At 28.4% G+C, this 26,687-nt stretch carries 19 protein-coding genes, 7 tRNA genes and 2 rRNA genes (1 of these 28 only partly in view); 5 read left to right on the top strand and 23 right to left on the bottom strand.

The window, feature by feature from the left end:
- Positions 1-100: 100 nt before the first annotated feature.
- On the top strand, positions 101-799 hold the full coding sequence (locus psyc5s11_RS00180) for a PilZ domain-containing protein (RefSeq protein WP_224035680.1): 699 nt from the start codon (positions 101-103) through the stop codon (positions 797-799).
- Between the two features lie 226 nt (positions 800-1,025).
- On the opposite strand, the gene mgsA is transcribed toward psyc5s11_RS00180, so the two are convergent.
- The 5 genes from mgsA to trhA form a co-directional block, all read right to left on the bottom strand.
- Positions 1,026-1,385 (bottom strand): methylglyoxal synthase, encoded by a 360-nt coding sequence (mgsA, locus tag psyc5s11_RS00175; RefSeq protein WP_224035679.1) that lies wholly within the window; start codon positions 1,383-1,385, stop codon positions 1,026-1,028.
- Between the two features lie 94 nt (positions 1,386-1,479).
- Positions 1,480-1,929 (bottom strand): GNAT family N-acetyltransferase, encoded by a 450-nt coding sequence (locus tag psyc5s11_RS00170; RefSeq protein WP_224035678.1) that lies wholly within the window; start codon positions 1,927-1,929, stop codon positions 1,480-1,482.
- Positions 1,930-2,032: 103 nt separating this feature from the next.
- A complete protein-coding gene (locus psyc5s11_RS00165; RefSeq protein ID WP_224035677.1) occupies positions 2,033-3,295 on the bottom strand; it encodes a glutamate-5-semialdehyde dehydrogenase in 1,263 nt (420 codons plus the stop codon).
- A gap of 17 nt (positions 3,296-3,312) precedes the next feature.
- Positions 3,313-4,128, bottom strand: coding sequence for a glutamate 5-kinase (gene proB / locus psyc5s11_RS00160; RefSeq protein ID WP_224035676.1), 816 nt, complete (start codon positions 4,126-4,128; stop codon positions 3,313-3,315).
- 457 nt (positions 4,129-4,585) lie between these two features.
- Positions 4,586-5,230: a PAQR family membrane homeostasis protein TrhA gene (gene trhA / locus psyc5s11_RS00155; protein WP_224035675.1), complete on the bottom strand. Its 645-nt coding sequence runs from the start codon at positions 5,228-5,230 to the stop codon at positions 4,586-4,588.
- 224 nt (positions 5,231-5,454) lie between these two features.
- Between trhA and psyc5s11_RS00150 the strand changes: the two genes are divergently transcribed.
- Both psyc5s11_RS00150 and psyc5s11_RS00145 read left to right on the top strand, forming a co-directional pair.
- Positions 5,455-6,048, top strand: a complete 594-nt coding sequence (locus psyc5s11_RS00150; protein WP_224035674.1) for a DUF1836 domain-containing protein — start codon at positions 5,455-5,457, stop codon at positions 6,046-6,048.
- A gap of 290 nt (positions 6,049-6,338) precedes the next feature.
- Positions 6,339-7,934: an ABC-F family ATP-binding cassette domain-containing protein gene (locus tag psyc5s11_RS00145; protein WP_224035673.1), complete on the top strand. Its 1,596-nt coding sequence runs from the start codon at positions 6,339-6,341 to the stop codon at positions 7,932-7,934.
- Between the two features lie 68 nt (positions 7,935-8,002).
- Here psyc5s11_RS00145 and psyc5s11_RS00140 read toward each other — a convergent pair whose 3' ends face one another.
- The gene (locus psyc5s11_RS00140) at positions 8,003-8,587 is read right to left on the bottom strand and encodes a TetR/AcrR family transcriptional regulator (RefSeq protein WP_224035672.1); all 585 of its coding nucleotides are present in this window, start codon (positions 8,585-8,587) and stop codon (positions 8,003-8,005) included.
- A gap of 333 nt (positions 8,588-8,920) precedes the next feature.
- On the opposite strand from psyc5s11_RS00140, the gene psyc5s11_RS00135 reads away from it, so the two are divergent.
- Positions 8,921-9,811, top strand: coding sequence for a phosphatidylserine decarboxylase (locus psyc5s11_RS00135; RefSeq protein ID WP_224035671.1), 891 nt, complete (start codon positions 8,921-8,923; stop codon positions 9,809-9,811).
- A 49-nt stretch (positions 9,812-9,860) separates the two neighbouring features.
- On the opposite strand, the gene psyc5s11_RS00130 is transcribed toward psyc5s11_RS00135, so the two are convergent.
- The 3 genes from psyc5s11_RS00130 to psyc5s11_RS00120 form a co-directional block, all read right to left on the bottom strand.
- Positions 9,861-9,935 (bottom strand) — tRNA-Arg (locus psyc5s11_RS00130).
- A 199-nt stretch (positions 9,936-10,134) separates the two neighbouring features.
- Positions 10,135-11,040, bottom strand: coding sequence for a sensor histidine kinase (locus psyc5s11_RS00125; protein ID WP_224035670.1), 906 nt, complete (start codon positions 11,038-11,040; stop codon positions 10,135-10,137).
- A 185-nt stretch (positions 11,041-11,225) separates the two neighbouring features.
- Complete coding sequence (locus psyc5s11_RS00120) at positions 11,226-11,708, bottom strand: DUF1189 family protein (protein ID WP_224035669.1); 483 nt, start codon at positions 11,706-11,708, stop codon at positions 11,226-11,228.
- Between the two features lie 199 nt (positions 11,709-11,907).
- On the opposite strand from psyc5s11_RS00120, the gene psyc5s11_RS00115 reads away from it, so the two are divergent.
- Positions 11,908-13,089, top strand: a complete 1,182-nt coding sequence (locus tag psyc5s11_RS00115; protein ID WP_224035668.1) for a L,D-transpeptidase — start codon at positions 11,908-11,910, stop codon at positions 13,087-13,089.
- Positions 13,090-13,269: 180 nt separating this feature from the next.
- Here the strand turns inward: psyc5s11_RS00115 and addA are convergent, their stop codons facing one another.
- The 14 genes from addA to psyc5s11_RS00045 form a co-directional block, all read right to left on the bottom strand.
- Positions 13,270-17,016 carry a helicase-exonuclease AddAB subunit AddA gene (gene addA / locus psyc5s11_RS00110; protein WP_224035667.1) on the bottom strand — a complete coding sequence of 1,249 codons (3,747 nt, stop codon included), beginning with the start codon at positions 17,014-17,016 and terminating at the stop codon, positions 13,270-13,272.
- 13 nt (positions 17,017-17,029) lie between these two features.
- Entirely contained in the window at positions 17,030-20,485 is a 3,456-nt protein-coding gene (gene addB, locus psyc5s11_RS00105) for a helicase-exonuclease AddAB subunit AddB (protein ID WP_224035666.1), read from the bottom strand.
- Between the two features lie 35 nt (positions 20,486-20,520).
- Positions 20,521-21,003 carry a GNAT family N-acetyltransferase gene (locus psyc5s11_RS00100; protein WP_224035665.1) on the bottom strand — a complete coding sequence of 161 codons (483 nt, stop codon included), beginning with the start codon at positions 21,001-21,003 and terminating at the stop codon, positions 20,521-20,523.
- A gap of 243 nt (positions 21,004-21,246) precedes the next feature.
- Positions 21,247-21,337 (bottom strand) — tRNA-Ser (locus tag psyc5s11_RS00095).
- 33 nt (positions 21,338-21,370) lie between these two features.
- Positions 21,371-21,461, bottom strand: a tRNA-Ser gene (locus tag psyc5s11_RS00090).
- Positions 21,462-21,743: 282 nt separating this feature from the next.
- Positions 21,744-21,834 (bottom strand) — tRNA-Ser (locus psyc5s11_RS00085).
- Positions 21,835-21,871: 37 nt separating this feature from the next.
- A tRNA-Ser gene (locus psyc5s11_RS00080) sits at positions 21,872-21,962 on the bottom strand.
- 122 nt (positions 21,963-22,084) lie between these two features.
- The gene (locus psyc5s11_RS00075; RefSeq protein ID WP_224035664.1) at positions 22,085-22,312 is read right to left on the bottom strand and encodes a DUF1667 domain-containing protein; all 228 of its coding nucleotides are present in this window, start codon (positions 22,310-22,312) and stop codon (positions 22,085-22,087) included.
- Positions 22,313-22,328: 16 nt separating this feature from the next.
- Positions 22,329-23,723, bottom strand: a complete 1,395-nt coding sequence (locus tag psyc5s11_RS00070) for an NAD(P)/FAD-dependent oxidoreductase (protein WP_224035663.1) — start codon at positions 23,721-23,723, stop codon at positions 22,329-22,331.
- A 2-nt stretch (positions 23,724-23,725) separates the two neighbouring features.
- On the bottom strand, positions 23,726-24,247 hold the full coding sequence (locus tag psyc5s11_RS00065) for a transcription repressor NadR (RefSeq protein WP_224035662.1): 522 nt from the start codon (positions 24,245-24,247) through the stop codon (positions 23,726-23,728).
- Positions 24,248-24,603: 356 nt separating this feature from the next.
- Positions 24,604-24,679: transfer RNA gene (locus tag psyc5s11_RS00060), tRNA-Ala, on the bottom strand.
- 1 nt (position 24,680) lies between these two features.
- Positions 24,681-24,757 (bottom strand) — tRNA-Ile (locus psyc5s11_RS00055).
- 10 nt (positions 24,758-24,767) lie between these two features.
- Positions 24,768-24,884: ribosomal RNA gene (gene rrf / locus psyc5s11_RS00050) — 5S ribosomal RNA — on the bottom strand.
- Positions 24,885-24,998: 114 nt separating this feature from the next.
- Positions 24,999-26,687, bottom strand: a 23S ribosomal RNA gene (locus tag psyc5s11_RS00045); it runs 1,223 nt beyond the window's last position.

The raw sequence follows: 26,687 nt of genomic DNA, 5'->3' as shown, positions 1-26,687 counted from the left end.
ATCAGTAATTTAATCTTTAAGGTTCTTTTTAACAAAATAAAAATAATATTTTTTTCAAATAGACTCTAATCAATTTAGTAATTAATTTAAGAGGTGAAAAATGAATAATATAGATAAACTTTCAATAAAATTAGATAAACAGGATAACTTAGATATTGATAGTCTAGTAATTGGAGAAAAATTTTATTTTATTAAGCAACAGAAGTTTTCTTCAGAAGGTCAAATTGTTAATAAGTATGAAAATTGTTTTGCAGTCAGCATATTTTGTAGTCAATCTAATTACAATCCAGTTGTTGTTAATGAACAAGTTCACTTTATAATTGCAACAAAAAGTCAAGCTTTTAATTGCTCATCTCGTGTTCTTGGCTGTAAGATAGAAGATGGCTTTCAGCTAGCAGTATTAACTATGCCTGAAATTACAACTAAAATTGAAAGAAGAAAAGATCCAAGAATTCCACTTGTTATGTCAGTTGATTATTATCACTTGCCAGCACCTGCTAATTATACTTATATTAAGCAAGTTCCATCACTATACTTCAAGAAAATGAAGAAGACCTTTACTATAGATATAAGTAACAGTGGTATAAAAATGATAACATATGCAGAAAAAAATCCTTCTAATGATGCTATAATTTCACTAGCTATAGGTGAGAAAATAGATATATTAGCATCTATGATAAGATCTGATTTTGATGAAATAAGTGCTAATTATAAAACAGCCTTTGAATTTAAATATATAGAGAAAGATAAATTGGCATTATTAAATAAATTTCTTGATGAAAAATTAAAGAGTATTTAACAAATTAACTCTAATTTAAACTAGAGTTAATTTGTAATTTAGTTTAATTTGTGGTATAATTAAATCAACTAAATATTCAGAATATTTAGGCAGTTACAGTTCATTCTGAGCTGACCTCAATGATCTGAACCTCTTTCAACACTACTTTTTCTTAAAAGGCGCTTATCATAACTTAGATAAGCGCCTTTTATTTTTATTATATTTTCTATTAGAGCATGTCCATTAATTAAAATTTGTCTATTATAAGCTCCGCTGTTTTTATATTAGTAACAACTGCTACATTATGTACATTGCACACTCTAAGTAATGCTGATACATCTGGTTCATGAGGTTGTGAAGTTAATGGATCTGTTAAAAAAACTACTAAATCAATCTGACCTTCAGCAATACGTCCACCTAATTGTTGATCTCCTCCATATGGTCCAGATAAATATCTCTTAACATCAAGCCCAGTTGCTTCTGATATCATCTTTCCGGTTGTTCCAGTAGCAACCAAATCATACTTAGCTAATATTTCTTTATACTTTTTTGCAAACTCAATTATTTCTTGTTTCTTTTTATCATGAGCTATTAATGCAATTTTCATAACTTCCATCCCCTTATCAACATTTTTTGTAATACATTTTCACACTGAAATTATACTATAACTTTATATAATTAAAAAGATTATTTGAACTTAATTATATATTTTTGTACATTTTCACATGAGGTATCCCAGCTTCATCATAAATATCTGATTCTACAATAAATCCTACACTTTCATATAGTTTCTTTGCATATAATTGTGAAGATAATATAATCCTATTATCGTGAAAATTTGCTTTAATATATTCAACAGTTTCATTTAGCATTTCCTGGGCAATACCTTTCCGCCTAAATTCCTTTAAAACTAATACCCTTCCAATTGATATACTTTCATAATTTATGCCTTTAGGGACTATACGGCAATAAGCTACGACTCTTTCCTCGTCCTGTAAAAATACATGTATGCATTTATCATCTAATCCATCGAGTTCTTCTTCACATATAATTTTTTGTTCTTCAATAAATACCTTATATCTGCTTCTAGCTATTTCATATAATTGGTTTAATGACAATTCATTAAACTTTTTTATTTCCCATTTATTCATTATGCTATTCCTCCCATCATGGCATTTTATCTTTAGTAACTCATCCCTAAATTAGTTGTTTAAGAATGAGTAGTTCTTAATACATTACTCCTAATTTAAATTTCTATCTTATTTGTCCATTTCCATAAATAATATATTTTATTGTTGTTAATTCTTTAAGTCCCATTGGTCCTCTAGCATGTAACTTTTGAGTACTTATTCCTATTTCAGCTCCAAACCCAAATTCAGACCCATCAGTAAATCTTGTTGATGCATTAACATAGACAGCAGCAGCATCTACTCTTTGCAAGAACTTTTGAGAATTTTTATAACTTTCTGTAATAATAGCTTCTGAATGTCCTGTCCCGTATTTATTTATATGAGCAATTGCTTCATCTACATCTTTAACTATTTTTACAGCCATAATATAATCTAAGTATTCTTTTCCCCAATCCTCTTCATTAGCTTTTTCAATATCATTTATTATAGCTTGTGAGGCCTCATCACCTTTAACTGCAACTCCATTTTCTCTTAAAGCCCTAATAGCTATTGGTAAAAAATCCTTAGCTATTTTTTCATTTACTAGCAACTTTTCAGCTGAATTGCAAACAGATGGTCTTGATACTTTTGCATTAACAGCAATATTTTTTGCCATTTCAAAATCACAGCTTTCATCTACATATATATGGCAATTACCCGTACCTGTTTCTATAACTGGAATAGTAGCATTTTTAAGAACTGCTTGAATTAAACCCGCTCCTCCTCTTGGAATAAGAACATCTATAAATTCATTTAATCTCATCATCTCAGTTGCAACATCTCTACTTGTATCTTCTACAAGTTGAACTGAAGCTTTAGGTAATCCAGCTCGTTCAATTCCGCTATTTAAAGCCTTAATTATAGCTTTATTAGAATTAATAGCTTCACTACCACCTCTTAATATAGTGGCATTTCCTGCCTTTAAACAAAGTCCAGCAGCATCACAAGTTACATTAGGTCTAGCTTCATAAATTATCCCTATAACCCCTAGTGGAACTCTTTTTTGACCAATTTGTAATCCATTTGGTCTTTGCCACATTGAAATTACTTCTCCAATTGGGTCTTGAAGTTTAACCAAATCTTTGAGTCCATCAGCTATTCCTTCAATTCTCTCATGACTTAGTTCCAATCTATCTAACATAACCTTGGATGTACCCTTTGACTTAGCAACCTCTAAATCTATTTTATTAGCTTTAATTATTTCTTCCTTTAAATTAATCAGCTCTTCAGCCATGAAAACTAATGCATCATCTTTTTCCTTCGTTGATGCAACACCTAATTCATAAGATGCCTCTTTTGCTTTTTGGCCCATATCTACTAAATAATCTTTTCTTAATAATTCACTCATTTTTTAGCCCCCCATTTCTATTTTTTTATTGACGATACAAATAAAGTTCCTATTTCTTCACCTGATAAAATATTTAATAATATACTTGGTTCACTTCCATTAGCTAAAACCATATCTACTCCTGCCTCTATTGCTGTTTTAGCTGCTGCTAATTTTGTAATCATTCCACCTGTTCCTAAACTTGAACCTGCTCCTCCAGCACACTCTTCTAGCTCTGGAGTGATATCTTTAATTTCATTTAATAATTTTGCACAAGTATTACTCCTTGGATCACAATCATAAAATCCATCAATATCAGATAATATTATTAGTAAATCCGCATTAATTAATGATGCTACTATTGCTGATAAATTATCGTTATCTCCAAATTTAACTATATTTTCAATTTCATCTATTGAAACTGTATCATTTTCATTTACTATTGGAATTATTTTCTTCTCTAATAAAGTCTCAAATGTATTACATACATTTTCTCTAATATGATCATCTTCTATTACATCTCTTGTAAGCAGAACTTGACCTACTATATGACTATATTCTCCAAAAAATTTACTATATATATGCATTAATTCACATTGCCCAACTGATGCTACTGCTTGCTTTTCTCTTATACTTTCGGGCTTTTCTTTTAACTTCAATTTATTAACACCAACACCTATTGCACCTGATGTTACAAGTGTAATTTGCTTACCTGAATTAACTATATCAGATAAAACTCTTGTTAATTTTTCAATTCTACTTAAATTAATATTTCCATTATCATAAGTTAATGTTGATGTCCCTACTTTTACAACTATTCTATTTGCATCTTTTAACCTTTGACGAAAGCCCATTTTTACATCCCCTTAAAAGTCATTTTATTTCTTATATTTTATCTTACTATACCTAATTTATCTTATCAAGCAGAAAATACCCCACCTAAATTTTCCCTATCCTTTAGTGGATATTTATAGTACACTTATTACTAATAAATGTATTTCTAAAGAAGGAGATTTACTAAAATGGAGATTTAATATTCTACACTAATAATGAATTGGATTAACTTTTTTATCATTTTAATTATATTATCATTTTTTATATTTATAATTGTTAAAATAATAAATAGCTTACGTCATTCTAAAAATACTAATAACTTAATTTTAAAAGAACTTAAAGATATTTCTTCTAAACTAGATAAAAAGGACTAAAGGATACAAATCGAATCCTTTAGCCCTATATTTATTTAATAATAAAAAACAACAAAATATAAAATTTTTATATTCATTTTTTTAGTTTCATATTATCTCTTACTTAAATTATATATACAAATATACAAATAAAATGGCAAAGTGTACCTAACATAATAAATACATGAAATATCTCATGTCTTCCAAATAGCCATATCCTTTTCTCCGTTTTCAATGCATATATGACTCCACCTATTGTATACATTAAACCGCCTAAAATCAACCATACTAATCCAGCTACTGCTAAAACTTGTGACATTGGATATATTGCAACTATTGCAAGCCAACCAATTCCTATATACATTGTGCTGCTTAACCATCTAGGACAAGTTACCCAACATAATTTAAATCCTATTCCTACAACTGCACAGATTGTAACAGCTAAAAATAAGTTCATTCCTATTTTCCCATTTAATGCTACCAAACAGAATGGAGCATATGATCCTGCAATTAAAATAAATATCATTGAATGATCTAATCTTTTTAGACCTTTTATTACTTTATCACTAGCCTTTACCCAATGATATGTTGTCGATGCACTGTATAATAAAATCATACTTACACCAAAAAATAGTACTGATCCAAATGTTACTGCAGAACTTCCTGTTACATATGCCTTAACTAACATAGCAATCAAAGCAAATAATGATAATACTGCAGCAATACAATGAGTTAATCCATTAATAGGTTCTCTTAAATATTTCTCCATTCTTATAACCTCCCATTTAATTCCACATAGTTTTAATAACTACATGCTGATATATTAGTAATTATTTCATATATTCATTTTTATTGCAAAATCTATTTTTGTTTATTTTCTATTATTAATTAGTATTTTACCCACAAATGCTTGAATTATCTCCCTCTTTCCATTAATATTGAAATTATAATAAAAAACATAGTTTTTATTACTATGTTGAGGAGTGAAATTTTATGACTGAATTTAATATTGATAATTATATAAATTCACAAAAATCATCTAACAATATTAATTTAAATGATTTTCCCGAAATTGATTTGTACATGGATCAAGTAATGCAGCTATTTGAAAGTAAATTAAGTTACACTAAAAGAAATGATGATGATAAAGTTCTTACTAAAACTATGATTAATAATTATGCAAAAGGTAATCTCTTGATGAAAATTAAAAATAAAAAGTATACTAAAAATCATCTTATTTTAATGGGTTTAATTTATAATTTAAAAGGGGCTTTATCTTTAACTGATATTAAAACAATTTTAACTCCTATAGTTGATTCATTTGAAAAAGAACAAGAATATCACTTAAATGATGTATATCAATCTTTTCTTGATATATATGATTTAAATTTAGAAGACCTTAAAAATTCTTCTGGTAAAATATATAAAAATATAAAACAACTGGTAAATAATAAAGATAATCTCTTAGGGGATTATGAAGAAAAAATTCTACTAATATGTGCATACACTAGCATGAGTAATCTCTATAGACGTATGAGTGAACAATTAATAGATGAATGTTTTGACACTCCTAAAAATCACAAATAGTTAGTTCTTTATTTAAACTATAATATATAATAGATATAAAAAATTTCTGTCATCTATAATTAAATAAAATAACCTACATGAAAATAACAATTAGTGGCATACTTTGAATAAAAAATTTATATTTGGACATAAATATCCTACTTAAGTGTATAAATTTCATATTTAACAATTTTTAAAATTTAAAATGTATTAATTGTATGATATAATAATCAACATGAAAAGAAACTACTTATAATGTACATTGTGCATTGTATAATAATTATAATACTAAGAAATGAGGTAGAAATAGATTGATAAACGTATCAAATGTTAGTCTTAGATTTGGTGGACGTAAACTTTTTGAAGATGTCAACCTTAAATTCACTCCTGGTAATTGCTATGGAGTTATTGGTGCCAATGGTGCTGGAAAGAGTACATTCCTTAAAATACTGTCTGGAGAAATAGAACCTAATACTGGTGAAGTTTCAATTGCTGCTAATTTAAGAATGTCAGTATTAAAACAAGAACATAATAAATATGATGGTTTTCAAGTTTTAGAAACTGTAATAATGGGTAACGAAAGACTATATGAAATCATGAAAGAAAAAGACGAAATATATGCAAAACCTAATTTTTCTGATGCTGATGGAATTAAAGCTTCTGAATTAGAAGGTGAATTTGCTGAACTTAATGGTTGGGAAGCAGAATCTGAAGCTTCTTCTGTTCTACAAGGATTAGGAATAGGAACAGATCTTCATTTAAAAAATGTATCAGAATTAACTGGTGGAGAAAAAGTTAAAGTTCTTTTAGCTCAAGCTCTATTCGGAAATCCTGGAATCTTAATTCTAGATGAACCTACTAACGGCTTAGATTTAAAAGCTGTAAACTGGTTAGAAGACTTCTTGGGTAATTTTGATGGAACTGTTATAGTTGTATCCCATGATAGACATTTCTTAAATTCAGTTTGTACTCAAATGGCTGATGTTGATTTTGCAAAGATTAAGATTTATGTTGGTAACTATGATTTCTGGTATGAATCAAGTCAATTAGCTTTTCAATTATCAAAAGATCAAAACAAGAAAAAGGAAGAAAAAATTAAAGATTTGCAAGACTTCATTGCAAGATTTAGTGCTAATGCTTCTAAATCTAAACAAGCAACATCTCGTAAAAAATTATTAGATAAAATTACTTTAGATGATATACAACCATCAAGCAGAAAATATCCTTTTGTAGGATTTAAACCTGAAAGAGAAGTTGGTAATGATATTTTATCAGTTACTGATTTATCTAAAACTATTGATGGCGTTAAAATATTAGACAATATAAATTTCATGGTTAATAAAGAAGATAAGATTGCTCTCATTGGTAATGAAATAGCTGTATCCACATTATTTAAAATATTAGCTGGGGAAATGGATCCAGATAGTGGCGAATTCAAATGGGGAATAACTATTACTAATTCTTACTTCCCAAATGATAATTCAAAATTCTTTGATGATTGTAACCTTTCTTTAGTAGATTGGCTTAGACAATATTCAGAAGAAAAATCTGAAAGCTATATTAGAGGTTTCTTAGGCAGAATGTTATTCTCTGGAGAAGAAGCACTAAAAGAAGCTAATGTATTATCAGGAGGAGAAAAGGTTAGATGTATGTTATCTAGAATGATGCTTTCTAATGCTAATGTATTAATGTTAGATCAACCGACTAACCATCTTGACCTTGAATCAATAACAGCTGTAAATAATGGTTTAAAAGATTATAGTAGTAACCTACTATTTGCTTCTCATGACCACCAATTCATCCAAACTATAGCAACTAGAGTTATAGATATTAAAGATGATGGTTCTATAGTTGATAAAACTATGTCATTTGATGAATACTTAGAGTTTTCTAATTCTAATAAATAGACTTTTTTGAAAAACGCCCTTTCAAAATGATTATTAAAATCTTTTGAAAGGGCGTTTTTTTATAATTGCTAATTAGCTACTTCAATATGTATTCCTAATCCCTTTAGTGTAAATCTTATTGTACTATCTATAATATTTTCTAAACTTATTTCTTCAATATGAATTGATTCATATATTGCAGATGAACATAGTGATCCAAAAAATTGAAATGCTATAAGTTCCGTATCACCCTTTTCAATTTGACCATTTTCCATTGCAGCTTTTATATTAATTTCAATTTCATTTATATATTTTCTTATTTTTTCACGTAATTCAGTTTGTCTATTTTCAGTTCCCCATAGTTGACTCATTACTACCTTGAAAAAATTTGTATATCCATAAAGGAAAGTTAATTGTATTCTGCATATTTTTATCAATTTTTGAATTGGTTCCATATCCATATATTGAACCTCAATAACTTGATTTTGTAATATTTGAAGTCCTTCTTCAACGATAAAATTAAATATTTCTTCTTTACTTGCAAAATTATAATACAATGTTCCCTTTGCAAGACCTGCATTTGAAGCTATATCATCCATTGTAGCTCCTCTATATCCAGATTCAGAAAATGTTTTTATCGCAGATTCAAATATTAAGCTCTTTGTTTTATTCATAATACGTCTCCTCGTTTCCCCATCATAATCTTAGCATTACTATATTGATAATATTATATCATTTAGATCATTATTAAACCATAATTCTACAGTTTAATGCTTTTTATTATTTAGCAATATATTTATTAAATTTAACATACTTTTCAATTTGGTATTATGTGTGATAAAATTAATATTAAAGTGTAAAAATAATAAAGCTAAATTGTGTCTGTTACACATAATTTATATAAGCATATTCAAAATAAGGAATGGAGGTTATTGTCATAATGTAACATTATAAAACTTGGTAGAATTTCTATCTATATGTTTTATAAGGTTTTGACAATTATATTTATGATTCAAATATATAATAGAACTACTAAAACTTATGAAGAAGAACTTATTGCTGGGAAAAAGTACATTGAATGGACATATGAATCTCCACTTGGAAAAAATATTACTGAACTTTTTGCTAAAAAGAAACTATTTTCTAAGATATATGGAATGTATTGCGATACAAAATTAAGTTCAAATAAAATCTCATCATTTATAGAAAGTTTTAATGTTGATATGACTATGGCAAAGAAAAAAGCCCATGAATTTAATTCTTTTAATGATTTTTTTATAAGAGAATTAACCCCTGAAGCCAGACCACTAAATAAAGATGAAAATATTTTAATTTCTCCTGGTGATGGAAGAATTACTACTTATGAAAATATTGATTTAGATAACATAGTTCAAATTAAAGGCTTAACTTATAGTTTAAGGGAATTAATAAATGATAATACAGTTGCTGATAAATATAAGAATGGAGTATGTCTTATATTAAGACTATGCCCTACTGACTACCATAGATTTCACTTTGTGGATTCAGGAACCCCTTGTAAAAATCACTTTATTAAAGGCTATTACTATTCTGTAAACCCAATAGCACTAAAGAGTATTCCTAAACTTTTTTGTGAAAATAAAAGAGAATGGTCATTATTTAAATCAGATAACTTTAAAGATGTGTTGCATATAGAAGTTGGCGCTACTTGTGTTGGTTCAATCCTTCAAAGTTATTCACCTAATACTCGTGTAAATAAAGGTGATGAAAAAGGTTATTTTAAATTTGGAGGATCAACCACAATATTATTTTTTGAAAAAGATTGTGTGAAAATAGATACCGATATTCTAGAACAATCTAATTTAGGCTTTGAATGTAAAGTTCAACTTGGTGAAAGTATTGGTACTAAAATTATATAATAAAAAGAATGGTTTAACCATAAGGGTTAAGCCATTCTTTTTATTGATTTGGTAGAGCGTGAAGGAATCGAACCATCAATTTACCGTCCGTAGCGGTAGGTTATATCCGTTTAACTAACGCTCCATACTAATTTCAAACAACAAAATTATATTATCACAAGCTATGATAATAATCAAGTTTATAATAACTTATAATTCTAATTTTATGAAATTTAATTCTACTATTTATTTGAATATTGTTTGTATATTGAACTGGTTATCTAAAAATAAAATTTATTTGCTTATTCTTAGATAACCTATTTTATAATATATCTCTTCGTTCATTAAAGATAAATATCTGAAAACTCTAATTCAAGTACTTCTACTTTACTTTGAGCATTTAAGCATTTATTTTCAGATGTTTCATTATATTTTAATATTTCTATTGGTAGTTTAATTATAAACTCTGAACCAATATTTTCTTCACTTTTAAGCTCTATACTTCCATTATGAGCTTTGGTTAAGTACTTAACTAAATCTAACCCTATACCGCTTCCAGAATTCTCATGTCTTTTATTTTTTGATGATTGAATGAATCTATTAAAAATAGTATTTTGTTCATCTTCAGGTATTCCTATTCCCTCATCTCTTACTGAAATAATTATTTGATTAATGCTCTTCCAAGTATTTATATATATGCTACTTCCAGGCTTAGAAAACTTTATAGCATTAGAAATTAAATTCATAATTATTCTATCTATTGCCTCAGCATCTATCGCCATAGTACACTCCTCAACATTTGTATCAAAAACTAATGCTATGTTTTTCTGTTTGGCATATTTATCTATAGATGATATATTCCATTCTATCAAATTAATTATATCCAAATTCTCTCTTTTAATATTATAATGTTTTTTTTCTAATTTTGTAGTATCTATGAGATTATTTATAAGTTTCAATATCTTATACCCATTTCTTTTTATACTCTCCATATGTTCTAGACATTGATTCCCCTTATTCATGTCTTTATATTCATTCTTATAACATTGTAAAATACTTAAAATTATATTTAGCGGTGATCTTAAGTCATGAGAAATGTTTAAAATAAAATCCTCTTGAGTTTTTTTAGCTTCTGATAAATTAATAAATTTATTGATTAATTCTTCTTTTGATAGTTTATCAAGTTCCCTTCTGATTAACATCTCTTCTTTATCTGCTTCATCGTCTTTCAAAGCATCAACCTCAACCATTTTCAAATCCCCTTTTTATTGTTGTTTTTACTTTTTTTACCATATGCTCTCATTATATAATATCACATTTTTTCCCAATTAACAACTCCGCCTTAATTAATATTTTATATAATTTATAATAAATTTTTTAACTATTTATTATAAAATAGAGAAATAAAATATTAATAGAAATTATTATACTTTTCTTAGTTACTATTCTTTATTATTTCGTCTTTTATATACTTTAATATTAATATAACATAAGTCAATGTTCCTATTATAAACATAACATCAAAACTTATATTACGATTAACTGATTCTAATATAGTTTGAATTATTAATGGCAATGTAGCTGCATATAACGTTAATGAATATAATGCAGTATATTTAACTACCATCCTCATGAATATTGTAGAAATTAATGCAATCATAACTACTATTGCACAATTGAACAATAAATTTAAAAATTCTAGTCCAAAATCCCTACTTATTATATATACAAAACTTATAATATCAATATTCTCAGTTTTATATCCAATAGAGATATCTTTTACTCCAACTAAAATTAAAGTAAGTAACATTGCATATGAAATTGATCTAAATACTCCTTCTTTTGCATATTTAGAAAATATTTTTATGTCGTATATAGACGTCATAACCTTTTTAAAAAAATTAGTTTTATATTCCATTTTCTCCTCCAGATTACTATTCTTTATCTTTATAGCATCATTTAAGATGTTAATGTTTATTATTTGTTTTTATTGTCAATATTATAGATAAAATAAGAAATACTGATATTTAATTATATTTGATAATATAAGATAAATATATTTACAGTTTATTCGAGTACACTTTAATTTATTAGTTACTTGACTGGGAGGCATTTTTTTGAACATAAACAAAATTCATCATAATAAAATAAAAAATAAGAAGATATTTAATAAAATTGTATTTTTATTAATATTATCTATCATTATATGCTTAAGTAGTATTTATGAGGGTTATAGATATAATAAATTCATTGATGATTTTAAAACAAATTTTAATAACTATAAATTCTCAGAAGCAAATAATTTATTATTAACTAAACAAAATTTTAATCCATTTAAGTTATTTATCATGAATAATGATATTTCTCAATATTTTAATACTAAAATTAAAACTTTGTCAGAAGATATTAACTCTAAAAACATATCTAATGAAGATGCATTAATACAGCTCAAAGAAATACAACGTTATAATATTATATCATATGTTGAATTACAGGATATTTCTGCTTCAATAGATTCAATTGCAGATTCTACTAAAAATTATAATACTGGTATAGATTATTTTAACAACGGAAAATATCTAGAAGCAATATCTTCCTTGAAAAAAGTTTCTACTTTAGACTTAAATTACGTTGATTCATTAATGTACTTAAATAACTCAAAGAATAGATTTAAAAAAGACTTATTAGATTATTGTGATAATTTAGTTAGCAATGATTATTATAATGAAGCACTTTCTAAAATTTCAAACAATAACGATATTTTAGGAGATGATAATAATGTAAAAGAAAAAATAGTAGAAATTAAAACAAAACAACAAGAATACTTAGATAAGAATTCTGCAATTGTTGAAGCTTCATCACGTGCATTAACAACTACTATATCACCAAATAACATCAATACATTAAATATAGAAAGTACTACATCTTATTTTATTAATGTAAATCTAAAGAATCAAAAAACCTATATATATAAGGGTAAACCAGATAAATGGCAATTAGTTAGAACATGTCCATGTTCTACTGGAATAATTGGTGAAGATACCCCTTCTGGATCTTTCTCTACTAAAGAAAAAGGTGATTGGTTTTTTTCAGATAAATATGAACAAGGTGGTAAGTATTGGACTCAAATTACTGGTGATATTTTATTTCACTCAGTTCCATTTGATAAAGATAAGACTACTGTTTTAGATTATACAATGAATAAGAGATCTTCCCATGGCTGTATTAGGCTTTCTATTGATGATGCTAAATGGATTTATACTAATATTCCTAAAGAAAGTAAAGTAATCATAAAATAAGTACTACAAGCTAATATACTCTTATAAAATATTTTTAAAACAATATCATTATAAAAAAAAGAAATAAATCAATATCTTAATTTATAAAATATTATTAGATTTATTTCTTTTTTATTGAAATACTTTTTGAGTATTTTGTACTTCTATATTACTTAATTTAGTTCTTATATCTTTTTTAATTTAATCAACTTTTATTTCTTTCTCCAAAGAAAATGAATATAAATACTTATATTTAACCTTTTTACCTGTCATCTTAAATATTGCATCACTATAATAATCTAATTGTTTCTTATATTTTTCTTTAAGAGTATCTTCATCTCCATCTTTCACATAATCAGTTTTATAATCTAAAAGTATTAAATCCTCATTATATTCAAAGAAACAGTCAATTATACCTTGCAATCTGACCTTTTCATCCTTATATTTATCATCTAATGTATTGTCTATCTCTAAGCTGCTTATTTCAGTATAAAATGGCACTTCTATATATATTTTTTTACCACTCTCATTTAATTCAAGCATCTTTGTACCTAAATTAGATTTGAAGAAATTTAATATTTTATATGGATTAATAGCTTTTAATTCTTCTTTAAGTAAGAATTCCCCATCAAATAACTCCTGTAACTGTTCTTCAATTTCTTTTACAGATGAAACTCTACTTAAATCTATCTTTTTCATTACAAAGTGGACTGCCGTACCTCTTTCAGCTGGAGTTAAACCCTTTCTTTCTTGAATAAATTTAGGGGTAATTATTACTTTTTCTTTATAAATTTCTTCAACCTCATAATCTTCTTCAATATTTTTTCTCTTTAAATCAGAAACTGAAATATTACTTTTAAGAATAGTTGATGCTTTTAATGGATATCTATATGATAATCTTCTATTTACCTCTTCCATAGTAGTTTTGTCCATTGAATCAACATAAGTAATTTTCGATTCATGTTTCTCATCAGTGTTTATATCCTCTAAATCCACTGTATTAATTAAATCAATTTTATTCCATAAGTTTATTTCCCATTTAGAATCATCATCCCTTGATATTTCATTTGAAACACCAATAGACTCTCTAAGTTTAATTCCATCATTATGTTGGCATAGTGCCATACCGAGCCAATCTAAATATGACCTTCCTTTTAAAACTTCTGAAGGTAAAATAATATTGTGATCTAATGATGCTGAACTCATCCATTTTTCTATAGATCTTTGAATATTATTAATTGCACCTGTTATAATTAATTTTTCCTTTGCTCTTGTACATGCAACATAAAGTATTCTCATCTCTTCTGATAATGTTTCAAACTTCATTTTCTTTTTTATTGCTTCCTTAGCTAAAGTTCCAATACTAAACCTTTTTTCTAAGTCTACAAAATCAGGTCCAAGTCCTAGCTCATCATGATATAACATATTTTTATTTAAATCCATCAAATTAAAGTTCTTTCCGGTTCCACATAAGAATACTACTGGAAACTCCAGTCCTTTACTTTTATGAATACTCATAATTCTAACTACATCTTCATTTTCTCCGAGTATTTTAGCACTTCCCATATCTCCAGAAGATTTTGTAAGCTTATTTATAAAGTTTATAAAATTAAATAAACCTTTAAAACTCGTTTTCTCAAACTGTTTTGCCCTTTGAAAAAGTATCTTTAAATTAGCTTGCCTAAGTACACCATTTGGCATAGCTCCAACATATCCATAGTAAGCTGTATCCATGTATAAGTACCATATAAATTCATCAATTGCCATATAAATTGATTTATTTCTCCACTTATCAATGCAATCAACTAAAGACTTACATTTATCTATTAATTCTTTTGAATATAGTGTTTCTTGATCTTCATAAACTTCTTCACTTATACATTTTACATTTTCATAAAAATAATTTTCTTTATTTACAAGTCTAACATCACTCAATTCATCTGCTGAAAAATTCATAATTGAAGATCTTAATACTGCTATCATGGGAACATCTTGCATTGGATTATCAATAACTTTTAAAAGAGATATTATAGTTCTAATTTCAATTGATTCAAAATATCCTGATCCTGTATCTGCATATACCGGAATTCCTTCTGCCCCTAATTCATCTAATAAGCTTTCAGACCAGTTTTTTGTTGCTCTTAAGAGAATTACTATGTCCTTATACCTTAGTGGTCTGTATTCTCCCGTTTCCTTATCTATAACATTAAATACCTTATCTCCATTTGGTGACATTAATTCTTTAATTCTCTTTGCAACAATTCTACCTTCTAAATTTACATTCTCAATTTCTTCTTGTTCTTCAAAGGATTCTCCTGAACTCTCTTGAATTGCTACTTCATAATTCTTATCTACTATATTAAGCTCTATTGCACCACCAATAGTTACATTGTCATCATTACACTCTTTATAGCTTGCACCTAAATTTAATGCTTCATCATCTGTATATTCTAATTCCCCAACGATATTAGACATTAATTCTTTAAATATATAATTTACTCCATCAATAACTTCTTTTCTACTTCTGAAATTCTTATATAATTGAATTTTTCTGTTATTTCCTTGATTTAATTGATAAATGTTATATTTATCAATAAATAGTTCAGGTTTTGCTTGTCTAAATCTATATATACTTTGCTTAACATCTCCAACCATAAACACATTAGGATTATCACTTTCTTTTCTAGATACTAAACTTATTATAGTTTCTTGTACATTATTAGAATCTTGATACTCATCTACAAGTACTTCATCAAAGTATTCTTTAAAGTTCCCAGCAACCTTAGATGGGATTATATTTTTATCTTCATCATAATCAATTAATATTTGCAAACAAAAATGCTCCAAATCATTAAAATCTAATATATTCTTTTCCTTTTTTCTTTTATTAAATCTAATGCTAAATTCTAAAACAATTTCTGTTAATTTTTTTATATAGGTATATGCACCTTGAATATTAACTAACATTTGCTGTGGTGTTACTGAAAATGTGCTATTTATTAGTTCAGATATTTTCTTTTTAATATCATCTCTAATTTTCTTCACAGTATTTTGAGCATCTTCATCTGAAACTTTATCTTTTTTTATAGATTTTAGTCTACTAAACACAACGGATGATAATACTTTATACATTTCTTCTAATCCATTATTACTAGATTCATAGACACTTCTTAACTCACTTAACTCACTTATAAAATTATCTAAATAAGGTTCTAATCCATCAGTTTGATTAACTATCTCAATGGCTTTTTCCATCATCCTTATATATCCCTCAACCTCAATTTTGATACTTTTAACTAAAATCTTAGCCCACTTAGTTTCATTTAACTCTTCTAATGTATTAATCTTAAACGCCTCAGCACTATCATTAAGCCATTTTTCAGGCCATGGACCTGACATAGTAAAATTATATAAATCTAGCACTAAATCTTTCAAATTATCATCATTCTTGTAACTACTAAAGGCTTCAACTAAATTAGTAAATTCTATCTCTTCCTCATCATATTTATCTTCAAAAAGTTCCTCTATTACCTCTTCTTTAATTAATATACCTTCAGTTTGGTCTCCAATTCTAAAAGATGGATCTAAATCAATCTTATGAAAGTTATTCTTAATTACATCTAAACAAAATGAATGCATTGTAGTAATATTAGCTCTATTTAACAATGTTAGTTGCTTTTGAAGATTTTTAGAATTTGGATTTATTTCTAATTCTTTTGATATTGCATTAGCTATTCTCTCTCTCATTTCAGATGCTGCTGCATTAGTAAATGTTACAACCAATAATTTATCTATATCAACGGGATTTTCTTCATTTGTAATTATCCTTATAATTCTTTCTACTAAAACTGCAGTCTTGCCAGAACCCGCAGCTGCTGCAACTAATAAATTACAATTTCTTGTTTCAATTGCACTTAATTGTTCATCAGTCCATTTAGTCTCACCCATGTATTAATTCCTCCTAAGAATCACTTGCTTCATTAGAATTACTTATTTCTTTTTCTATGTTATTCCAAATATCATTTTGAGGTTTCTTCATTATAATTTTATATTTATTATCTTTTATACTTGAATCAAATTGACATATTGCTGAAAAATCACAATACTCACAATGAGTTCTATTTGAATGTTTAGTAGGTTCTATCTTAATATCTCCACTCAACATATCCTCACACAATTCAATCATCTTTTTATTAACATATTTTCTAAGTAACGTAAACTCATCTTCTGTTACTACATCACTATTAGCCTTAAAATCACCATCTGTTTTAAATGCAGCTGGTATAACCAATGAATATCCTTCAATATCCTTATCCATAGCACGAGCTACTCTAGCATCCTTTAAAATTAATCCTTTCATCTTTAAAGCATCTAAAACTTCTTGTTGTACCTCTTCTGTAGTCATTTCTTTCTTGCCTTTGATTATAGGATCATCTATTTTAAAATATAATACTGCTCCAGGTCTTACTTGCTTATCTAATATATATTTAGAATTTTTAATAAGTGCATCTAAATATACTAATAATTGCATTTGCAATCCATAATAAAGTTCATTTAAATCAAACTTCTTAGCACCTGTTTTATAATCTATAATTCTAATATAGGTTTCACCATCTAAATCTAATGTATCTATTCTATCAATTCTACCTTGAAGATATATTTTTTCTTTAGATTCTAAATCTAGAGTTATAGCTTCCCCCGAACTAAAGCTTCCAAAATTAAATTCAGTCTTGAATACTTCAAATTCACCTTTTCCTATTTGATTTGCAATAACTGAAACAGATTTAGAAATTACTCTTTTAAAACGTTGTGCTAAATATTTAAACTTCTTTGTACTATTTAATATATAATTACTTTCTCCATTTAATTTTTTATCAATTATATTAGATACAATAGCGTTACATTTTTCATTGTCTAATTCAGACCATAAAATCCCTTCATCTTTAATCTTATTTGTAAATGAATCTAACATCTCATGTACAAATGAACCTAAATCAGGTGGCGTAAATTCATATACTTTTCTATTTTTAGCCTTAAGGCCATATTGAACAAAATAAGAAAATGGACATTCGGCATATTTTTCTAATCTTGAAACACTAAACACCAATTTTCCCATCTCATTTTGATAAAGTTTTCTAAGCTTTTTCTTAGCAACTTTATCTCCTACATTAGAATATGTAAGACCTTTAAATATATTTTTAACCTTATCCTTAAAATCCTCATTTTCCTTAAACCAGTTGTAAACCTCTGGCCAGTAAGCTTCTATATCTTCTTTGTCAAAATCTCTTCTTACAGCAACTATAAGTTCATTAAAGGTAGGAATTGGTGCAATAACTTTACTTATTTTGTCCTTTCGGCTTTTTAAATCATAGATTGCACTTTCCTCAACTAATTTGGGGAATATTTTCTTAATCCTAGGTATAACTATAGATGGTCTTAATGACTTGCCTTCAAAATCTGCCATAGGATATGATAACATTAAATATTCACTACTTATTGATAATGCTGTATATAATAAAAACTGTTCCTCAAAAACCTTGTTTCTAGTAGTTGATGCTAACTTTACTCCTATTTCATTTAATATTCCCCTATCTTTATCAGATAATATTCCCTCATCCTTTTTAGAAGATGGTAATACACCGTCATTAATTCCCACTATATAAAGAACCTTAACATCTCTACCTTTAATCCTTGCTATGTCACCAATATTAACTTGATCTAAAGCTACAGGTATAACACCTATTGTTTCATTTGTAAAACCAGAATTTAATATCTTGAAAAATTCAAATGATTCTAGTATTTCTTCACCAATTACATCTACTGCTTGATCTAAAATATCTACAACTATACTTTGAACTTGACTATATTCCTTAACCTTATCTTCTAATCCAATTTTCTCAAAATTTTCAATCCAATTATTTATTCTTTCAAAAGCTTTTACATCTATTATAAACTCATAAATAGCTGCGCATATATCTCTAACTTTATATTTTCCATTTATTTTATTATGAAAAGTCATAAGAGGCTTTCTTATCTCATCCATAATTTCAGATATTAATATTTTTTCTTTTGTTAATTCTTCATTATTATTAAACCACTTTTCGCTAATTATTTCCTCTACTGTCCATTTATAGCTCTTTATTCCGTGTTCTAATATAAAATTCTCTAAAATATCTATATATGAATTCTCTATTCCAACTAATCCACTTTTTAAATACTTAAACATACTCTCATAAGACCAATTTTTAAATAATATTTCAAAAGCAGAACTTATAAGTATAATTAATGGATTGCTCAATAATTGAGTTTTTTTATCCAAGAAATATGGAATATCATAATCCTTAAATATTACTGATGTTACTTTTTCATAATCATCTATATTTCTGCAAACTACAGATATATCTTTATATCTATATCCCTTTTCTCTTACAAGCTCTACAATGCTTTTAGCAACTCTATCTACTTCATCATAAATGTTATTTGCTTTATAAAGTACTACACTATTACAGCTTTTATCATATTCATTAAATGGATAAGTAAAAAAGTACCTTTCTATATGCTTAAGTTCTAAGTTATCCTTAAATCTATATGGTATATTATTATTTAAATCAATAGGTTCATCATAAGCTACATTATTTTCTTTCATTATTTTTAATATATTATTTTCTGTATTGTTTATAGTATTAAATACATCCGTTATGTCTTCACCCTCTAATGATTTACATTCCATACAAAGGGTTATATTAACTCTCTTACACCTCTTTGCTAATAGTCTTACAATCTCCAATTGTTGAGGGGTAAAACTAGTGAATTCATCTATCCAGACTTCAGCACCTGTATATATATCATTTTCTAATAATTTCTTGCTTAATAATGTTAATTCATCATCTCCATCAATATAACTTTCATGCATCTTTGAATTAAATGCTTCATAAATTATTGTTAATTCATTAAGCTTTTGTATCAATTCAATATCATCTACTTTTTCATCTATTTTTCTCAAGGTCTCTATATCAACATTGTATTTTTTAAATTCACTTATTATTTCAGATATAATTTCATTAAATCCTTGCTCCCTAGATATTTTTTTAAAATAATCTAAAGAATCCATATTTTCATTTAGTACCCTATGAATTAGCATGTTTCTTCCAGACTCTTTTATTATATCTTTAACACGTCCACCACATTCTTCAGAAACTTCATGTGCCATTTTCTTAAAACTTAATACTTCTGTTCTCAGAAGAGCACGCTCTCCAATGAACTTTAAAACCTTGTTTTCAGTATTAAATGTATATTGTTCTGGAACTAATAAAATTAATTTATTATCAGTCTCTTCAACTATATTATTTTTTATTTGATCAATACAAAACTTACTTTTTCCTACTCCTGCTCTTCCGTAAATAAATCTTATACTCATATGTATTTTCACCTCTCCTCTTAAATATCAATGAATTATTCTCTAAGTATACCCATAATTAAAGTATCTACATATTCTCCTTCTATATAAACCTTATTTTTTCTGATACCTTCTTCTATAAAACCACACTTTTTGTAACAATTTATAGCTCTTAAGTTACATTTGATAACCTCTAATTCTACCCTTATAGCATTAAGTTCTTCAAATAAATACTTTAATAGGGTTTCTATAGAGTCTTGACCATACTTCTTTCCCCAATACTTACTACCAATAGTTATTCCAATGGAATATATCCTATTACAATAATTACTCTCCTTATATGTTATAAACCCAACTAAAACATTTTTTTCGTTAATTATACTTAATGCTTTCCTTAAATTTGTTCCTTGATTATTATTTTGTATATCGTTAGGTATTGTATTATATTTACTAACCTTTTCTTCATTACATAGTTTGTACAATATTTTAATATCTTTTTTTTCTAATAGCCTTAAATATATATTATGTCCTTTAAGCATAACCCACCTTCTATAGCTAATTAATTTATCTACTTTATAATTATACCTCTAATTATAATATTTTAAATTTAGAATTTATATTCATGCAATAAAAAAATATATTTTATAACTTATATATTTACTATTTCGGAAAACTATCTTCAAATTTATATTATTATCAACTTTTAAAATTTGAATGACCTTTATAACAAATAGTATTCTAAATACAACAAAAAAACATCTAACAAAATTGTTAGATGTTTCTGGCGGAGAATCAGGGGTTCGAACCCTGGCGCCAGTTACCCGACCTACACCCTTAGCAAGGGCGCCTCTTGAGCCACTTGAGTAATTCTCCATGTGACCTATATATTTTAATTTTAAAATAATATGGCGGAAAGATAGGGATTCGAACCCTAGGTACGCTCACACGCACGCCGGTTTTCAAGACCGGTGCCTTAAACCAACTCGACCATCTTTCCTTAACTCACAAAAATTATTATACCAATCAAGAGTGGAACTGTCAACATTTTTATTATAATAAATTCAATTTTTTCTGATTGATTTGTGATAATTCTAATTTTTTATTATCATAATAATCTTAAAATTTATTTAAGCATCTCTAATTATATATCTAGTGGTAAAATTACAATTAGACTTTTTAGACCTATAAAAAAGATTATCAATTCAGCATGTTAGTATGTTTCATATATATTATTTATTTATATATGAAAAAAACATCTAACTATATCGTTAGATGTTCTTGGCGGAGAATCAGGGGTTCGAACCCTGGCGCCAGTTACCCGACCTACACCCTTAGCAAGGGCGCCTCTTGAGCCACTTGAGTAATTCTCCGTGTGACCTATATATCTGTTTTTAGGTAAAAAAAAAGTGGCGGAAAGATAGGGATTCGAACCCTAGGTACGCTCACACGCACGCCGGTTTTCAAGACCGGTGCCTTAAACCAACTCGACCATCTTTCCACGTCTTACGACAAGTATGATTATAACAATTAATAATAACCATGTCAATATTTTTTTCAGAAATTTATTTATATATTTTTTACAAATAATCTACACCTAAATAAGTGACCTTATTTGTAATATTAATGTATCCTTTTAGTACATATTATATCTATACCAGTATTCATTATATTCTTACAAATGATATCTCCAATATCAATAGGTGTACTTACATAAATTCTACTAAGAACTTTTGAAAATTCTCTCCATAAACATTTTTCTATAGGTTTATTACTTTTTACTGAGATAACTTTATAATTGGGATCACTTTTTAATCTAACTAAACTTGTAAAAATATCTTTATTAGTCATTTTTATTTCCTCCTAATTATATTTCATTGAATTCTTTAATTCTTCCTACCAAAACTTTAGAATGCATAGAGTCATCTACTACATTTAAAACACTTTTATTCATTTCTCTAGCTAAAATTTTTATAATTTTCATATTACAGTCTGATCCATTACAGCTTCCAAGACCGATTCCTGTACGTCTCTTTACTGCTTTTACAGTTCTTGCACCTAATGGCCTTCTTATAGAATCAACTATCTCACCTTCTGAAATACAATTACAACTACAAATAATGTTTCCATACCTTTCGTCTAAAGCAATTATTTTATTTTTTTGATCTTTAGACATATTTCTAAATATATATACTTCTCTTTTTCTATCAACATAGTCTCTTTTCTTAGTTATATTCATATTTACTTTAATTTTTTCCTCAATATCTAAAGCAATAGCCGGTGCAATTGTTATTTTTGCATAATGATTTCCTACAACTTTTATATATCCATCAATAATATTGCTATCATCTATGAACATACTTTCTTCACTATATGTTTCTGTAAATATATTAGTTATTGATTCCTTCTTTATTCCAGTTAAAATACTTTGCGATAATTTTAATTCTTCTTCTAAACTTAAATAATTATTACTTTTAATTCCTATTAAACTTCCTTTTGATAATGTAGATATATTAATTATTGACGTATCATCATCAATATCATTAATAACAACACCGTTTATATTATTCTTTAATTTTCCATTAAATAATATATATTTTATTTTTTTACTATTTATCTCATTATAAGTTTTGCTTTGCTTATCAATAGAAATTTCATTTGAAATTGTATTAATTACAAATTTGCATGTAAATTTATTTTTATTTGTAGTCACCTTAAATCCCTTAGAAATGTTTTTAATATCTATAACTTCTTCTTCTAATCTAAAATTAACACCATTATCTGCTGCTACTTCTGCATAAGAAACAGCTAAATTATAAGGCGCAATTAATGCAATATTTTTAGAATACAAAGCTTTATTTATATTTGTCCCTAAATTAGGCTCTATATTATAAATTTGATTGCCTTCTATTATATTTACGCCTTCGATAGACCGCTCCATAGCATTTTTATACATTATATCAAATACATCATATCTAGTTTCATTTGATGAAATTCTTAATGCACCAACTTTATTATATTTAATATTAAATTTTTTGCAATGTTTTTCAATTAAACTCGTTCCCCTATTCTCTAATTTAGCCATAATGTCATCATAAGACTCAGAACCATCATAAATAACCGCTGTATTGGAACAAGAGAGATCATTCGCTACATCATAATCCTTTTCAATTAAAGCTATGTTTATATTATATTTAGAAAGCTCATATGCCACTGCACAGCCAATTATTCCTCCACCTAAAATTAATACATCATAATCCATCATTAATCCTCCAAATCTGAAACTATAAAATTATTTTTTTTTAATTCTGATATAATTAAATTAATATCATCGTCACTTTCCGCTGATATAGTATGTAAATGAACTCCATTTGTTAATACAGATAATAACCTGGCCTTTTGCTCTTGATATTTTTGAACAAATTTATTTAATTCATTATAATTTTTTATCATAAGCATTGCTGCTATTTCTCCATATAACGGATGCTCTACTATTACATCTTCAATTGTTCCACCATATTTAATTACTATACTCATTTCGGTAAACATTTCTTCTTCATTATGTGTTACTGCAATAATTGCTTTAACTTTATTTTCTTTTTTGTTAATTATATATCCATCTGGAGTTGCTATTATATTTTCTCCCTTAGCTCTAAGAATTGCTATATCTTTTACTATTACCTGTCTAGTTACTAAATATTTGCTTGCTATTACACTCCCTTTTATTGGTTCATTACTTACTAATAGTAATTTAATTATACTTTCTCTTCTATCAACAGAATTCATACTATCCTCCTATTACTAATTATAATTATCATATATTATTAATACTTATAAATTGTATTTTATCCTTATCATTATTCTGTTTCAAATAATTTATTATATCTAAATTCAATTATTTAATAGCATCTAATAATTATACTCCGATTTAATGAGTATAATTATAGCTACCACATATTATTATACTTTAAAAAATTACCAAAAGTAATGCTATTTATAGTAACTATAATTTTTTCTTAATATATTTAACTTGAAATATTCTTATAATATAATTTTCATCCGTACCTTTTATTCTTAAATTATTTAAATAAAATAATTAAATAACAAAAAAACTATGAATTATAATTCATAGTTTCTTCTAATGGTGGAGATTAAGGGAGTTGAACCCTTGACCCCCTGCGTGCAAGGCAGGTGCTCTCCCAACTGAGCTAAACCCCCATGGTGGACCTTCAGGGACTCGAACCCTAGACCTACCGGTTATGAGCCGGTTGCTCTAACCAACTGAGCTAAAGATCCCTTTTAATTTACCTCGCAACGTCCTACTCTGCCACACAGTCACCCGTGCAGTACCATCGGCGCTATAGACCTTAACTGTCCTGTTCGGAATGGGAAGGAGTGTTACCTCTATGCCATCGTCACGAGATTGTTACAAGCAATATTATACTTATAAAAATATAATATGTCAAGCATTTTGAAAGAATTGTTCTTTCAAAATTGCATATAGAATTAATGTATATTTTACAACTTGATTAAATAATTGGTCAAGCCCTCGACCTATTAGTATCAGTCAGCTAAATATGTTACCATACTTACACCTCTGACCTATCAACCTTGTAGTCTTCAAGGGGTCTTACTAGCTTACGCTATGGGAAATCTCATCTTGAGGTTGGCTTCACACTTAGATGCTTTCAGCGTTTATCCATTCCCGACTTAGCTACCCAGCTATGCTTCTGGCGAAACAACTGGTACACCATAGGTCAGTCCATCCCGGTCCTCTCGTACTAAGGACAGCTCCTCTCAAATTTCCTACGCCCGCGACGGATAGGGACCGAACTGTCTCACGACGTTCTGAACCCAGCTCGCGTGCCGCTTTAATGGGCGAACAGCCCAACCCTTGGGACCTACTTCAGCCCCAGGATGCGACGAGCCGACATCGAGGTGCCAAACCTCCCCGTCGATGTGAACTCTTGGGGGAGATCAGCCTGTTATCCCCGAGGTAGCTTTTATCCGTTGAGCGATGGCCCTCCCACGAGGTACCACCGGATCACTAAGCCCGACTTTCGTCCCTGCTCGACTTGTAGGTCTCGCAGTCAGGCTCCCTTATGCCTTTGCACTCTACGAACGATTTCCGACCGTTCTGAGGGAACCTTTGGGCGCCTCCGTTACATTTTAGGAGGCGACCGCCCCAGTCAAACTGCCCACCTAACAATGTCCTGTCACCAGTTTCATGGCATCCAGTTAGAACTTCAATACTATCAGGGTGGTATCCCAACAACGACTCCACCAAAGCTAACGCTCTGATTTCCCAGTCTCCCACCTATCCTGTACAGACAATACCGAAATTCAATGCTAAGCTACAGTAAAGCTCTACGGGGTCTTTCCGTCCAATCGCGGGTAGCGAGCATCTTCACTCGCACTACAACTTCGCCGGATTTGCAGTTGAGACAGTGCACAAGTCATTACGCCATTCGTGCGGGTCAGAACTTACCTGACAAGGAATTTCGCTACCTTAGGACCGTTATAGTTACGGCCGCCGTTTACTGGGGCTTAAGTTCACACCTTCGCACTTACGTGCTAAGCATTCCCCTTAACCTTCCAGCACCGGGCAGGCGTCAGCCCCTATACATCAGCTTACGCTTTAGCAGAGACCTGTGTTTTTGTTAAACAGTTGCTTGTGCCTATTCTCTGCGGCCTGATTTCTCAGGCACCCCTTCTCCCGAAGTTACGGGGTCAATTTGCCTAGTTCCTTAACTGCAATTCTTCCGTCGGCCTTAGGATTCTCTCCTCATCTACCTGTGTCGGTTTGCGGTACGGGCACTACTTCTCTTTCTAGATGCTTTTCTTGGAAGCATGGAATCAGATACTTCGGTTCCGTAGAACCTTCCCCATCACGCCTCAGAATTGTTGGAACGGATTTGCCAATCCCAACTCCCTAAACGCTTAGACTAGCATCCAATAGCTAGCACATCCTATCCTTCTCCGTCACACCATCGATAATAACGATAATAGTGGTATTGGAATATCAACCAATTGTCCATCGACTACGCCTTTCGGCCTCGCCTTAGGTCCCGACTAACCCTGAGAAGACAAACTTTACTCAGGAAACCTTAGATATTCGGCCTGTAAGATTCTCACTTACATCTCGCTACTAATGCCAACATTCTCACTCGTAATCAGTCCACCGCTCCTTACGGTACGACTTCAGCCCGATTACGACGCTCCTCTA

Origin of the sequence: Clostridium gelidum (assembly GCF_019977655.1) — a bacterium.
GTDB lineage: Bacteria > Bacillota > Clostridia > Clostridiales > Clostridiaceae > Clostridium > Clostridium gelidum.
Note: the sequence above shows the minus strand (reverse complement) of the source record. Positions and strands in the feature narration are given on the sequence as shown.